The organism is Pseudomonas acericola (SeqCode), assembly GCF_053456465.1.
This window is the reverse complement of the sequence record NZ_JBRFJB010000003.1, coordinates 107,036-120,523: the sequence shown is the minus strand read 5'-3', so window position 1 is coordinate 120,523 and position 13,488 is coordinate 107,036. Positions and strand designations below refer to the sequence as shown.

Genomic DNA, 13,488 nt, shown 5'->3' with positions numbered 1-13,488 from the left:
TGACTGGCGAGTGATAAGGGCCGAACTATAACAAGGGTGCGCCACGGCGCATCGGCCAAAAGCGGGACTGGGAAAACGCTGGATAAAACCCGGCGTACACGCCATCCTTCGCGCTTTAAGCCGCCCCATCAGCGGCGCTCGACGTTTAAAGGATATGCCCATGCACGCCCAACCCCTCTCCCCGGCCGAATTCGAATTTGTCGAAGACACCCTGCAAAAGTACGGCGACGACCATTCGGTGCTGAACCTCGCCGAACTCGACGGCTACTTCACCGCCCTGGTGTCGAGCCCGGCCCAGGTGGACGTGGCCGAGTGGTTCCCGGCGATCTGGGGCGGGCAAAACCCCGAGTGGGAAAGCATGGACGAGGCGCAACGTTTCCTCGAACTGTGCGTGCGCCACATCAACACCCTGGCCGGGCAACTGGCCACCGACGCCCAGGGCTTCAAGGCACGTTTCGACGACACCGAACACCAGGGCCAAACCGTGACCCTCGCCGAGGAATGGTGCTTTGGTTATATCCGTGGCGCCGCTATCGGCAACTGGCCTGCACTGCCGGCAGTACAGGCCGGCGAACTGGAGAAAATCTCATGGTGTGCCGAGCAGGACAATTTCGAGTTGCCGGCTGACCTGGATGTAGCCGCGCACCAACAGCGTGTCAGCCAGATCGAACCGGCCGCGCGTGCCCTGCACGATTACTGGCTGAGCCAGCGCTAAACCTCGACAAGTACTGCTGGTTTGGCCGATTATTCGGGTCCGCCCGTCGGCCACTCCGTACCACCTTGCCTTGCATCAGGAGCCTTGTACCTTGAGTTCGCAGAAAACCGTGACCGTTACACCGCCCAACTTCCCCCTCAATGGCAAGGTCGCGCCCCCCGGCTCCAAATCCATTACCAACCGCGCCCTGTTGCTGGCCGCCCTGGCCAAGGGCACCAGCCGCCTGAGCGGCGCGTTGAAGAGCGATGACACCCGCCATATGTCGGTGGCCCTGCGCCAGATGGGCGTGACCATCGACGAGCCGGATGACACCACCTTTGTCGTCACCAGCACCGGCAAGCTGCAACTGCCGGCGCAACCGCTGTTTCTCGGCAACGCCGGCACCGCGATGCGTTTTCTCACCGCCGCCGTCGCCACCGTTGAAGGCACCGTGGTGCTGACCGGCGACGACTATATGCAGAAGCGCCCGATCGGCCCGCTGCTGGCGACCCTGCGCGAGAACGGCATCCAGGTCGACAGCCCGACCGGTTGCCCGCCGGTGACCGTGCATGGCGTGGGCAAGGTCCAGGCCAAGCGCTTCGAGATCGACGGCGGTTTGTCCAGCCAGTACGTGTCGGCCCTGCTGATGCTTGCGGCCTGTGGCGAAGCGCCGATTGAAGTGGCACTGACCGGCAAGGACATCGGCGCCCGTGGCTACGTGGACCTGACCCTGGACTGCATGCGCGCCTTCGGTGCCCAGGTCGACACCGTCGACGACACCACCTGGCGTGTCGCGCCGACCGGCTACACCGCCCACGATTACCTGATCGAGCCGGACGCGTCCGCCGCAACCTACTTGTGGGCAGCCGAAGTGCTGACCGCTGGCCGTATCGACATCGGCGTGGCCGCGCAGGACTTCACCCAACCGGACGCCAAGGCCCAGGCCGTGATCGCCCAGTTCCCGAACATGCAGGCCACGGTGGTTGGCTCGCAGATGCAGGACGCCATCCCGACCCTGGCCGTACTGGCCGCGTTCAACAACACTCCGGTGCGTTTCACCGAGCTGGCCAACCTGCGGGTCAAGGAATGTGATCGCGTGCAGGCGCTGCACGACGGCTTGAATGAAATCCGCCCGGGCCTGGCCACCATCGAAGGCGACGATCTGCTCGTGGCCAGCGACCCGGCGTTGGCCGGCACGTCGTGCAATGCCTTGATCGACACCCACGCCGACCACCGCATCGCCATGTGCTTTGCCCTGGCTGGCTTGAAAGTGGCGGGCATCCGCATTCAGGACCCGGACTGCGTGGCCAAGACCTATCCTGAGTACTGGAAGGCCCTGGGCAGTCTTGGGGTTCAACTCAGCTACTGAGCCGTCAGCGTCGGAATGGGGAGGCCAAGCACATGACTATTCGCCAACCCTGCCCACCCGGCGCTTGCGACTGCGACCGCGAGCAACTGCTGCAAACCCCTGGCGCCGACGCGCGTATCCTCGCCCTTACGCGCCAGGAAGAGAAGAAGCTGATCGCACGCCTCGAAGACCTCAAGAGCCTGCAAGACCTGGAGCGCATGCAACAGCTGATGTACCAGCAACTGGGCATCCGCGTGCAGGTGGCGCCGGGGCACACCGAGGTCAAGAGCATGCGCGGCATCCAGATCGACATCGAGCCGTTTCCAGGCCTGTGTCGCAAGACCCGCCAAGCGATTCCAGCAGCGATTCGCCGGGGCATGGAAAAACGCCCGGAAATTGCCTACCGCCTGCTCGACGCCCACGACCTGTTTCGCGAAGGCTGAATCAGCCGGCGACCGTCTCTGTATCAAACAACCCCTGCCCCACGGCGTGCGCTTTGCGCAAATGCGCCTCGGCGGTGCCGCTTTCCGATTCCAGCAACAGCTCGGAGGTGAGCACCTTGGCGCCGCAATAATCAAAGATGCCGTGGTCGATCTGCGTACGCATGGCCTTGGCATAACCGTGGCGATCGAACGCACTTTCATCCGCCGCCCCCACGGCCAGCAGGTGCACGTTCAAGTGCCGCAGTTTTTTCACCACCGGCATATCAGGGCCGTAATCAATCGCCCAACCGTTGACGAACACACGGTCGACCCAGCCTTTGAGCAGCCCCGGCAGCGACCACCAGTAGATCGGGAACGCCAGCACCAGCGCGTCGGCGCGGTCGATACGCGCTTGCTCGGCCAACACGTCAGCCGGTGGCTCGGCGCGGGCGCGATGAACGCGCTGGTCGGCGGCGCCGTAGCGCGGGTCGAAACCTTCGGCGGCGAGATCGGCGACTTCAAAGGTGTGGCCGGCAGCGGTCAGCCCTGCGGCGGCTTGCAAGGCGATGCTGTGAGTCAGGGATTGCGGGTCGTGATGAGCAACTACGATCAAGGCGTGCATGACATTGACTCCGTTTCGGTTTAGGCTGGGCTTAAGTTACCTTTGGTAAGTTACTTTTGGTATATAAGCATGTCAAGCAGTGAATCCCCCTCCCCACGTCGCCGCCTGTCGCGTGAAGATCGTCTGCGCCAACTGTTGGACGTGGCCTGGCAACTGGTCCGCGATGAAGGCACCGACGCCCTGAGCCTGGGGCGCCTGGCGGAACTGGCGGGTGTGACCAAGCCGGTGGTCTACGATCACTTCGTCACCCGCGCCGGGTTGTTGGCCGCGCTGTATGCCGATTTCGACGGGCGCCAGAACCAGGTGTTTGCCGAGGCTATCGAAGCGAGCAATGCAACGCTGGAGGACCGGGCGTGGGTGATTGCCTCGTCCTATGTCGATTGCGTGTTGTTGCAGGGCAGGGAAATCCCCGGGGTGATTGCGGCGTTGAGCAGCTCACCGGAGCTGGAAACCCTCAAGCGCCAGTACGAGGCGATCTTCCTCGATAAATGCAGCGCCGCACTGTCGCCGTTTGCGCCCGGAGGCAAGGTGTCCCGGGCCGGTTTGCGGGGGATGCTTGGGGCGGCGGAAGCGTTGTCACAGGCGGCGGCCAGTGGTGAGCTGAGTCGGGAGGAGGCGCAGCAGGAGTTGTTGGGGATGATTCTGGGGATGGTGGGTAGGCAGTGACGGCCTCATCGCAGCGATGCGGCGACCCGACAAGCCAGCTCCCACATTTTGACCGTGTGAACCCGATCAAGTGTGGGAGCTGGCTTGCCTGCGATAGCGGTGGCCCAAAGAACCAATCATCCAAAGAAAACTAGATTTCAACCCCGCCCCTGCACAAACATCTGCACCTTGCGCGTCAGTTGATCAAGGTGCCGGTCGCGCTGCTTCTCGGCATCCACCATCGCGCGCTTGCCGTGCTTTTGCAGCAGGTAGGTGTGAATCTGCCGCACTTCCAGCGAGCTATAGATCGCCGCCACATCCAGCACACCCATCAAGCCGTCGGTGCCATAGCTGCGGGTATTCATCACCACCTGGGTCTCCCGCGCGCCACGCACCTGAAAGCCCATGGCCTCGAAGGCCGGGACTTTTTCCACGGCACAGCTCAATTCAGCGTGAGGATAGCGTTCAAGCACGTCACCCATCAGGGTGCGCGCCACACCCTGGCGCCGAAAACCGGCCTGCACCGCCATAAACGCGATGCCACAGGCCTCGGGGTCATCTTTGACCGGCAAGCACAGTACAAAACCGATGACTTTCTCCGGATCCAGTGTGGCAGTGGCCACGATCAACTCGACCGCAATCCCCTTGGTCCCATTCAAGGCTTCCAGGTACAGATGCACCTCAAACCCAGTGGCGTACTGGTAAATGTTGTACAGCAGGTTGCTGGGCGGCAGTGCCACGCTGCTGATGTCGGTGAGGTTGTCCACCACCATCTGCAGGATCTGGTCGCTGATGTGCGCGGGGCACGGCGTGGTGTAACGGGTAAGGATCAACATGCAAATTCCTGGGGTTTCGCGTCAAGACCGCGGCGATTGTACCTGTTGCGGCCCGCAGACCTCACGCAAACATCCACGCAACCAGCGATGGCCGAGGTCGGCATCCAGGCGCGGGTGCCAGAGCATCGCCACGGTAAAGGTCGGCAGCGCCAATGGCAGCGCGAAGCTGTGCAGGCCTTCGCGCTGATGGGCGGTGTAGCGTTCGGGCACGCTGGCGATCAAGTCGGTGGCGCGGGCCAGGGCGATGGCGGTGGAAAACCCGGTGACAATCGTGCCGATCTGCCGGCTGAAGCCTTGGGCTTCCAGCGCGTCGTCGATCTGCCCACGGTCTTGCCCGCGCCGGGACACGTAGACGTGCTGGCCCTCGGCGTAGCGCTGCACACTGATGTCACCCTGGCTCAGGAGATGGCCGCTGCGCACCACACCGATCAAGCGGTCGCGAAACAGCGCCTGGGTCAGCAGTTCAGGGCTGGCGTTGGCGTCGACCACGCCGGTTTCCAGGTCAACGCTGCCATCGCGTAGCCAGGCGCTGTCCTTGTCGGTCTTGTTGACGAAGCGCAGGCGCACGCCAGGCGCTTCCTCAGCGATACGCGCGAGCAGCGCAGGGCCGAAGTTTTCGACGAACTCTTCACTGGTGCGCAGGGTGAAGGTGCGCTCCACCCGCGCCATGTCCAGGGTTTGCGCGGGACGCAACACGGCCTGGGCGTCCAGCACCAGGCGGCTGACGTGTTCACGCAGGGCCAAGGCCCGTGGCGTTGGCACCAGGCCACGGCCGGCACGCACCAGCAAAGGATCGCCGGTGGTTTCACGCAAACGCGCCAAGGCGCGGCTCATGGCCGAGGCGCTCAGGCGCAAACGCTTGGCCGCGCCGGCGACGCTGCCTTCGGCGAGCAAGGCATCCAGGGTGATCAGCAAATTCAGATCGGGCATCAGCGCTCCTTATCAGGCGTCCTGTGCAGGTATTAATTGCAATCCATGCGCCTTCCGCCATGTTAGGCCACGCCGTAGAGTTGTGACAGTAGCGATCATTCAAGGAATTCCAGATGCACACGTCCACACGCGGCGCCCTTTTCAGCCTGTCACTGTCCATGTTGCTGGCCTCCCTCGGCACCAGCATTGCCAATGTCGGCCTGCCCAGCCTGGCGCTGGCGTTTGATGCGTCGTTTCAGGCTGTGCAATGGGTGGTGCTCGCCTATTTGCTGGCGATCACCGCCGTGATTGTCAGCGCGGGCCGCTTGGGCGATCGCTTGGGCCGGCGGCGGTTGTTGCTCGCCGGCTTGTTGTTGTTCGCCCTGGCCTGCGGGTTGTGCGCCATGGCGCCCTCGCTGCACTGGCTGATTGCCGCGCGAGTGCTGCAAGGCCTCGGCGCGGCGATCATGATGGCGATGACCCTGGGGATGGTCGGCGACACGGTCAGCAAGGACCGCACCGGGCGCGTGATGGGCTTGCTCGGCACGCTGTCGGCCGTCGGCACCGCCATGGGGCCCAGCGTCGGTGGCGTGTTGTTGAGCCTGTGGAGTTGGCGCGCGCTGTTCCTGCTCGGCGCGCCGCTGGGCCTGCTGGCGGCCGCCCTCGCCTACCGCTACCTGCCGAATGAACCCGGCGCTCGGGCGGCAGCGCCGTTCTGGTCGGCCCTGGCCAGCCCTGGGCTGCGCGCCGGCCTGGGGATGAGCGCGCTGGTGTCGGCGGTGATGATGGCGACGTTTGTGGTCGGCCCGTTCTACTTGTCCCGTGGCCTGGGGCTCGCGCCGGCGTGGATGGGCCTGGTGATGGCGGTCGGGCCCTGTATCGCGGCCGTCACCGGCGTGCCTGCCGGCCATCTCACAGACCGCTTCGGCAGCCCGCGCATGACCGCTCTCGGGCTGGCCATCATGGCCATGGGCGCGCTGTCACTGGCGCTGGCCGGCGGGCTGTTAGCCTACCTTGGCGCGTTGGTCTTGCTGACATCGGGCTACAGCCTGTTCCAGGCCGCCAACAACACGGCGGTGATGCGTGATGTCGAAGGCCCACGGCGGGGCACGGTGTCGGGCCTGTTGAACCTGTCGCGCAATGTCGGCCTGATTTTCGGCGCCTCGGCCCTCGGTGCGGTGTTCGCCTGGGCCACGCCGGATGTCATCCGCGCCACCCCGCAATCCGTGGCTTTTGGCCTGCAAACCACCTTTGCGGTGGCGGTGGGCTTGATCCTGTTGGCCGGCGCGCTGCGACACAAACATTGACAAGATAAAATCGCAGCGACTATTGTCTGACAACCTGATCACCAAGGTTGTCCCATGCTTGAGCTCCAGCGCCCCGACTCGCTTGTCGTGCGAGTTGTCAGTGCGATCCGCGCAGAAATCGATTCCGGCCAATTGCCGCCGGAGTCGCGCATGCCCACCGAACAGCAACTGGCCGAACAACTCAACGTCAGCCGCTCCGTGGTGCGCGAAGCCATTGCCCAGCTCAAGGCAGACGGCGTGATCACCGCCCGCCGGGGCTTGGGCTCGTTCATTTCGCAGACGCCCGCTGGCACGGTGTTCCGTTTCCCCCAGCCCAACGGCCGTAGCCCGGACCTGGCGCAAATGTTTGAAGTGCGCCTGTGGATCGAAACCCAAGCCGCCTCGATTGCCGCCCAACGCCGCGATGCAGCCGACCTGCAGCGCATGAAAAGCGCCCTGCAGGCCATGCAGGACCACCGCGACAACTTCGAAGCCGCCGCCCTCGCCGATGTGGAATTCCACCGCGCCATCGCGGACGCGAGCAAAAATGACTACTTCGTCGCCTTCCACGACTTCCTGCGAAGCCAACTGGCCAGCGCGCGCAAAACCGCCTGGGAAAACTCGGCGTCACGTTTTGCCACCGGCTCTGCCGATGCGACCCAGGAACACCAGGCGCTCTACCAGGCCATCGCCGACGGCGACGCCCAACGCGCTGCCGCCAGTGCCGAGGCGCACTTGCGCGCAGCGGCGCGGCGACTAAGCCTGGAGCTGCCAGCCACCCGTTGATCCTTTAAGTAGCGTGTCCTCGACACGCCATTTTTTTAACAAAAACATTAGTCTGACAACCTGATAATCAGACCGAAATGTGCAACTTTAGGTACCCCACGCAATGATTCACGACTTTTGCATTATCGGCGGCGGCATCGTCGGCCTGGCCACCGCGATGGAGCTGCTCAAGCGCCAGCCGGGCGCCTCGCTGGTGATCCTGGAAAAAGAGTCGGTGCTGGCCAAGCACCAGACCGGCCACAACAGCGGTGTAATCCACGCCGGCATCTACTACGCGCCGGGCAGCCTCAAAGCCGACCTGTGCAAGCGCGGCGCCGAGCAGACCAAGCAGTTCTGCACGGAGCACGGGATCAAGTTCGAGGTGTGCGGCAAGTTGCTGGTGGCCTCCAGCCCCCTGGAAATGCAGCGCATGGAAGCGTTGTACGCGCGCTCCCAGCTCAACGGCATGAAGGTCGAGCGCCTCGACGCCGAGCAGTTGCGTCAACGTGAGCCGAACATCGTCGGCCTCGGCGGGTTGTTTCTCGATGCCACCGGTATCGTCGATTACCGCCAGGTGTGCGAAACCATGGCCCAGGTGATCCGCCGCAGCGGTGGCGAGATCTGCCTGGAACGCACCGTCACCGCGATCCACGAGGACACCGACAAAGTCACCGTCAACACCCGTGGCGAAACCTGGCAAGCCAAGCACCTGGTGGTCTGCGCCGGTTTGCAGTCGGACCGTCTGGCGACCCTTGCCGGCATTCCCATCGACCACCAGATCATCCCGTTTCGCGGTGAATACTTCCGCCTGCCCGCCGCGAAAAACAACATCGTCAACCACCTGATCTACCCGATTCCCGACCCGGAGCTGCCGTTCCTCGGCGTACACCTCACGCGCATGATCGACGGCAGCGTCACCGTCGGCCCGAATGCCGTGCTCGGCCTGGGCCGCGAGAACTACCGCAAGTTCTCGGTGAACTGGCGCGACGTGGCGCAGTACGCGAGCTTCCCCGGTTTCTGGAAAACCATTTGGCAGAACCTCGGCTCCGGTACCACCGAGATGAAAAATTCGCTGTTCAAGTCCGGCTACCTGGAGCAGTGCCGCAAGTATTGCCCATCCCTGACGATTGACGACCTGCTGCCCTATGAAGCGGGCATCCGCGCCCAGGCGGTGATGCGCGACGGCAGCCTGGTGCACGATTTCCTGTTCGCCCAGACCCCACGAATGCTGCATGTGTGCAACGCGCCCTCGCCGGCCGCCACCTCAGCCATGCCCATCGGCGCGATGATCGCCGACCGCCTGTTCCAGCCCGAGTAACACCCCGCAATACGCGTCCATTTGACAATAACTATAAAGACCCAGAAGGAAGTCCAGCATGTCGGCACCTGCCTCCATTCCGTCCACCGAAACACCCGAACAAACCCGCAAGCGCCTGCGTAAAGTCGCCGCCGCGACCATCTTTGGCTCAATGCTGGAGTGGTACGACTTTTACCTGTACGCCACCATGGCGGCCATTGTGTTCTCGAAGATCTTCTTCGATAACAGCGACCCGAAAACCGCCACCCTGATGGCCTTTTCCACCTTTGCCATTGGCTTTATTGCCCGCCCGTTCGGCGGCATCCTGTTCGGTTACCTCGGCGACAAGTTCGGCCGCAAGCAAGTGCTGGTGCTGACCTTTTGCCTGATGGGCGTGTGCACCACGCTGATCGGCCTGATCCCCAGCTACGCCTCGATTGGCATCTGGGCGCCGATCCTGCTGGTGTTTATCCGCATCATCCAGGGTCTGGGCGCGGGCGCTGAGCTGTCGGGGGCGGCGGTGACGTCCTACGAGCACGCGTCGGAAGGCAAGCGCGGCAGCCAAGGCGCATGGCCTGCACTGGGCCTGAACCTTGGCCTGTTGTTGTCGTCGCTTACCGTGTACGTGCTGACCATCAACGGCAATGAGTTCCTGCTGGCCGGCGGCTGGCGCATCCCGTTCGTGTGCAGCATCGTGCTGGTGGGCGTGGGCCTGTGGGTGCGCAACAGCATCCCGGAAACCCCGCAGTTCAACGAGCTGAGCAAAGAAGCTGCCAAGGCCAAGGCGTCGCCGCTGAAAACCCTGTTCAAAAACGATATGAAAGGCCTGGCCGTGGTGTTCTTCGTGGCCATTGGCTACAACGCCCTGAGCTACATCTTCAAGACCTTCTCCCTGGCGTACCTGACCCAGTTCAAAGGCGTGGATGTGCACGTCACCTCGCTGTCGGTGACCATCGCCAGCCTGATCGCCATTGTCGCCGTGCCGTGCTTCGGCTGGCTGTGCGACAAATGGAGCAGCAAGACCGTACTGATGCTCGGCGGTGTGTGCTCGCTGCTGTTCGCCTACCCGTTCCTGGCCCTGCTCAACACCGGCGAAAGCCTGATGATCTACATCGCCATCGGCGTCGGCACGGGCATCCTCGCGCCGATGATGTTTGCCCCCCAGGGTTCGTTCCTCAGCCGGCAGTTCCCGACCCAGACCCGCTCCTCCGGCTTTGGTACCGGCCGTGAAATCGGCACCGCCATCGCCGGTGGCCTGGCGCCATTGGGCGCACTGTCGATGGTGGCAGCGTCGGCCACGCACTCCACCGATGGCGTGGTGATCATCCTGGGCATTTCGGCCCTGCTGGTGGTGGTGTTTGCCTTGTGCGACCAGGGCCGCAAACACTCGGCCTTCAAGAACTGAAGGAAAAAGTTCAGACCAACGGGTGCATGGACGCACCTACATCGCGCATCATGGGCACTTTACAAGCTCAAGGGTAATGTCCATGCGCGTGCTGTCATTGATGATGGGTCTGACGACGCTGGCCGCCACTACGGTGTTCTGCGCCAGCGCGATGGCGAATGAAGAAAGTCAGTTGGTACAACAGATCAACCAATACCGCAGCCAGCTACAGCGCTGCGGTGACCAGGGTTCCCAGGAACTGCCACCGCTGACCAGCGACACGCGGCTGGTGCTGCCGGCCAATAATGTCGGCGACCTGCAACAGGCACTGGCGCGGGCGGCGTACCCGATGGTCAACGTGCAGGCCATCAGCCTGTCCGGGCCCAAGGATGCTGCTTCAGCCATGAAGGCTGTGCGCGAAAGCTTCTGCCGCGTGGTGCTGGACCCGCAATTTGTCGATATCGGCGTGAGCAACAGCGGCCAGGACTGGCGCATCGTGCTCGCCCGCCCGCTGCTGTCCAGCGGCCTTGGCGACTGGCAGACCGAAGGCAGGCAACTGCTCAACCTGATCAACGCCGCCCGCGAACAAGCACGCCAATGTGGCACCCAGGCGTTCAACGCCACCACGCCGTTGAGCTGGAACGACGACCTGGCCGGCGCCGCCAACAGCCACACGCGCAACATGGCCAACGGCAATTTCTTCGACCACCTGGATCACGATGGACGCACCCCCGGCGACCGTGCGGAACTGGCCGGGTATATCGCGAAGAACATCGGCGAAAACATCGCCGCCGGCCTCGACACCCCGCGCAAGGTGGTGGACGGCTGGCTCGCCAGCCCCGGGCATTGCGCCAACCTGATGAACCCGCAGTTTCGCGAGCTGGGCGCGGCGTACGCCATGGACCCGAAGAGTGATGCAGGGATCTATTGGACCGGATTGTTCGGCACCCAATAATTACATTCAAATGGATAGAGCATCAAAATGCCATCTCCGCGATAATCGTACTGAACTGCCAGCGGGCATTCCGGTCTGTAGCGTGTTCACCTGATCTTTCAGGCGACTAAAAAGACGGCGGCAAACAAGGTGTTCTTCCAATGATGAATTGGCTGCAAAGCAGCAGCGACATGGCCGAGCAGGTGCGCCTGCATGATTGGGCCAGCACGCCGCTGGGCCCGCTGGAACAATGGCCCGACGTGCTCAAGACCACTGTCGCGCTGTGCTTTGCCTCAAGCTTCCCCCAGGCCATCGTTTGGGGGCCTGCGCTGACCATGCTCTACAACGATGCGTTTATCCCGATCCTCGGTGACAAGCCCCACGCATTGGGGCGTCCCTTCAGCGAGGTATGGAGTGAAGTCTGGAAGGACATCAGCCCCATCGCCAAGGCCGCATTCGAGGGGCATGCAACGTATATCGAGAACTACCCGCTGCTGATCGAACGCGGCGCCGGTACCGAGCAGGCCTACTTCACCTTCTGTTACAGCCCGATCCGCGACCCCTACGGCACCGTGGTCGGCATGCTCGACACCGTCACTGAAACCACCGCCACCGTGTTCCTCGCGCGCCGCCTGGCGATGCTGGACGCCATCGGCAATGCCGTGGCCAACGCTACCGATGCCGAAGCCATCATGACCAGCACCACCCGCCTGCTGGCGCAGCACCTGCAAGTGTCCAACTGCGCGTATGCCGACATGGACGCCGATGAAGACGGCTTCACCATTCGCGGCAACTGGGGCGCGCCGGGCTCGCCGAGCATCGTCGGGCGCTACAGCCTGGCGTCGTTCGGCGCCTTGGCAGTACAGCGCCTGCGCGCTGGCGAGCCCCTGGTGATCCGCGACAATCGCGTGGAGTTCCCGCCCGACGAGTCCGCCAGCTACCAGGCCCTCGGGGCCACGGCGACGGTGTGTTTCCCCCTGATCAAGGAGGGTCGCTTGACTGCCTTGATGGCGGCGCACCACAAGTCGGCGCGGGTCTGGTCACCCTATGACCTGGCGCTGCTGGGGGAAGTCACCGAACGTTCCTGGGCCCATATCGAGCGCGTGCGCGCCGACGCCGCCGTGCGCGAAGGGCTGGCGGCCTTTAGCGAATTGAACGCGACCCTGGAGCAACGGGTGGAGGAACGCACCACCGCCCTCACCCAGGCCGAAGCCGCGCTGCATCAATCGCAAAAGCTTGAAGCCATCGGCCAACTGACCGGCGGCGTGGCCCACGACTTCAACAACCTGCTGACCATCATTCGCTCTTCGGTGGATTTCCTGCGCCAGCCTGGGTTGTCCGAAGAACGCCGGCAACGCTACCTGGGCGCCGTTTCCGACACTGTCGAGCGGGCCAGCAAGCTCACCAGCCAACTGCTCGCCTTCGCCCGCCGCCAGCCGCTGAACCCGGAAGTCTTCGACGTGTGCCAGCGCGTGAGCAACATCGGCGAGATGCTGGAGAGCCTCACCGGTGCACGCATCCGCGTACAGGTCGAGTTACCGCCGCAGCCGTGCCATGTGTGTGTCGATGCCAGCCAGTTTGAAACGGCGCTGATCAACATTGCCCTCAACGCCCGCGATGCCATGGACGGCCAAGGCACCTTGACCCTACGGGTGGCCCATGTGCCGACGTTGCCGCGCATCCGTGGCGATGCCGAAGCCCACCAATCGTTTGTCGCGGTGTCGCTGAGCGATACGGGCGTAGGCATTCCCGGGGACACGTTCGAGCGCATCTTCGAGCCGTTCTTTACCACCAAGGCCGTGGGTAAAGGCACCGGGCTGGGTTTGTCGCAAGTGTTCGGGTTCGCCAAGCAATCGGGCGGCAACGTCGATGTGAGCAGCGCGCTGGGCCAGGGCGCGCGGTTTACCCTGTATTTGCCCGCCGTCGCCGCGCAGGTGGCACCGCCCGGCCCGTCAGTTGAACCCGGCGTGTCCATCGACACCGCGCAGCGGCATATCCTGATCGTCGAAGACAACCTGGAAGTCGGGCGCTTTGCCAACCAGATCCTGCAAGATCTCGGCTACCGCACCACCTGGGCCACCCATGCCGAACAGGCACTCGCACTGGCAGGCCCGGACGCCATGGCCTTCGACGGGATTTTCTCGGATGTGGTGATGCCCGGCATGACCGGCGTGGCCATGGCCAAACTGCTGCGCCAGCGCCGACCGGACCTGCCGGTGGTGCTCACCTCCGGTTACAGCGAAGAGCTGGCCGACAGCGGCTACGAAGGCTTTGAGTTCCTCGCCAAGCCCTACTCCGCCGATCAGGTCGCGCGCGTGCTGGCCAAGTCGATGCAGCGCGACTGAC

Annotated in this window: 13 protein-coding genes; 10 read left to right on the top strand and 3 right to left on the bottom strand. The window is 63.6% G+C overall.

All coding sequences use genetic code 11. The features are described 5' to 3' along the window. Positions 1-160: 160 nt before the first annotated feature. The 3 genes from ACU688_RS12515 to ACU688_RS12505 all read left to right on the top strand — a co-directional run bounded on the left by ACU688_RS12515 (position 161) and on the right by ACU688_RS12505 (position 2,485). Complete coding sequence (locus ACU688_RS12515; protein ID WP_448184950.1) at positions 161-715, top strand: UPF0149 family protein; 555 nt, start codon at positions 161-163, stop codon at positions 713-715. 91 nt (positions 716-806) lie between these two features. Next, entirely contained in the window at positions 807-2,063 is a 1,257-nt protein-coding gene (locus ACU688_RS12510) for a 3-phosphoshikimate 1-carboxyvinyltransferase (protein WP_448184949.1), read from the top strand. Positions 2,064-2,095: 32 nt separating this feature from the next. Continuing rightward, positions 2,096-2,485 (top strand): hypothetical protein, encoded by a 390-nt coding sequence (locus ACU688_RS12505; protein ID WP_448184948.1) that lies wholly within the window; start codon positions 2,096-2,098, stop codon positions 2,483-2,485. Position 2,486: 1 nt separating this feature from the next. Here the strand turns inward: ACU688_RS12505 and ACU688_RS12500 are convergent, their stop codons facing one another. After that, positions 2,487-3,086 (bottom strand): NAD(P)H-dependent oxidoreductase, encoded by a 600-nt coding sequence (locus tag ACU688_RS12500; protein ID WP_448184947.1) that lies wholly within the window; start codon positions 3,084-3,086, stop codon positions 2,487-2,489. Between the two features lie 69 nt (positions 3,087-3,155). Between ACU688_RS12500 and ACU688_RS12495 the strand changes: the two genes are divergently transcribed. Continuing rightward, positions 3,156-3,752 carry a TetR/AcrR family transcriptional regulator gene (locus tag ACU688_RS12495; RefSeq protein ID WP_448184946.1) on the top strand — a complete coding sequence of 199 codons (597 nt, stop codon included), beginning with the start codon at positions 3,156-3,158 and terminating at the stop codon, positions 3,750-3,752. Positions 3,753-3,889: 137 nt separating this feature from the next. On the opposite strand, the gene ACU688_RS12490 is transcribed toward ACU688_RS12495, so the two are convergent. Further along, positions 3,890-4,567 carry a GNAT family N-acetyltransferase gene (locus tag ACU688_RS12490; protein WP_448184945.1) on the bottom strand — a complete coding sequence of 226 codons (678 nt, stop codon included), beginning with the start codon at positions 4,565-4,567 and terminating at the stop codon, positions 3,890-3,892. Positions 4,568-4,588: 21 nt separating this feature from the next. Continuing rightward, positions 4,589-5,497, bottom strand: coding sequence for a LysR family transcriptional regulator (locus ACU688_RS12485; protein ID WP_448184944.1), 909 nt, complete (start codon positions 5,495-5,497; stop codon positions 4,589-4,591). A gap of 113 nt (positions 5,498-5,610) precedes the next feature. Here ACU688_RS12485 and ACU688_RS12480 point away from each other — a divergent pair, with 113 nt between their 5' ends. From ACU688_RS12480 to ACU688_RS12455, 6 genes are all read left to right on the top strand, one after another. Further along, positions 5,611-6,783, top strand: coding sequence for an MFS transporter (locus tag ACU688_RS12480; RefSeq protein ID WP_448184943.1), 1,173 nt, complete (start codon positions 5,611-5,613; stop codon positions 6,781-6,783). 54 nt (positions 6,784-6,837) lie between these two features. Then, complete coding sequence (locus tag ACU688_RS12475) at positions 6,838-7,548, top strand: FadR/GntR family transcriptional regulator (RefSeq protein ID WP_448184942.1); 711 nt, start codon at positions 6,838-6,840, stop codon at positions 7,546-7,548. A gap of 103 nt (positions 7,549-7,651) precedes the next feature. Beyond that, the gene (gene lhgO / locus ACU688_RS12470; RefSeq protein ID WP_448184941.1) at positions 7,652-8,845 is read left to right on the top strand and encodes an L-2-hydroxyglutarate oxidase; all 1,194 of its coding nucleotides are present in this window, start codon (positions 7,652-7,654) and stop codon (positions 8,843-8,845) included. 58 nt (positions 8,846-8,903) lie between these two features. Beyond that, positions 8,904-10,229: an MFS transporter gene (locus ACU688_RS12465; protein WP_017734577.1), complete on the top strand. Its 1,326-nt coding sequence runs from the start codon at positions 8,904-8,906 to the stop codon at positions 10,227-10,229. An 82-nt stretch (positions 10,230-10,311) separates the two neighbouring features. Next, positions 10,312-11,163 (top strand): CAP domain-containing protein, encoded by an 852-nt coding sequence (locus ACU688_RS12460; protein ID WP_448184940.1) that lies wholly within the window; start codon positions 10,312-10,314, stop codon positions 11,161-11,163. A 140-nt stretch (positions 11,164-11,303) separates the two neighbouring features. Beyond that, entirely contained in the window at positions 11,304-13,487 is a 2,184-nt protein-coding gene (locus ACU688_RS12455) for a GAF domain-containing hybrid sensor histidine kinase/response regulator (protein ID WP_448184939.1), read from the top strand. The last annotated feature ends 1 nt before the right edge of the window (position 13,488 follow it).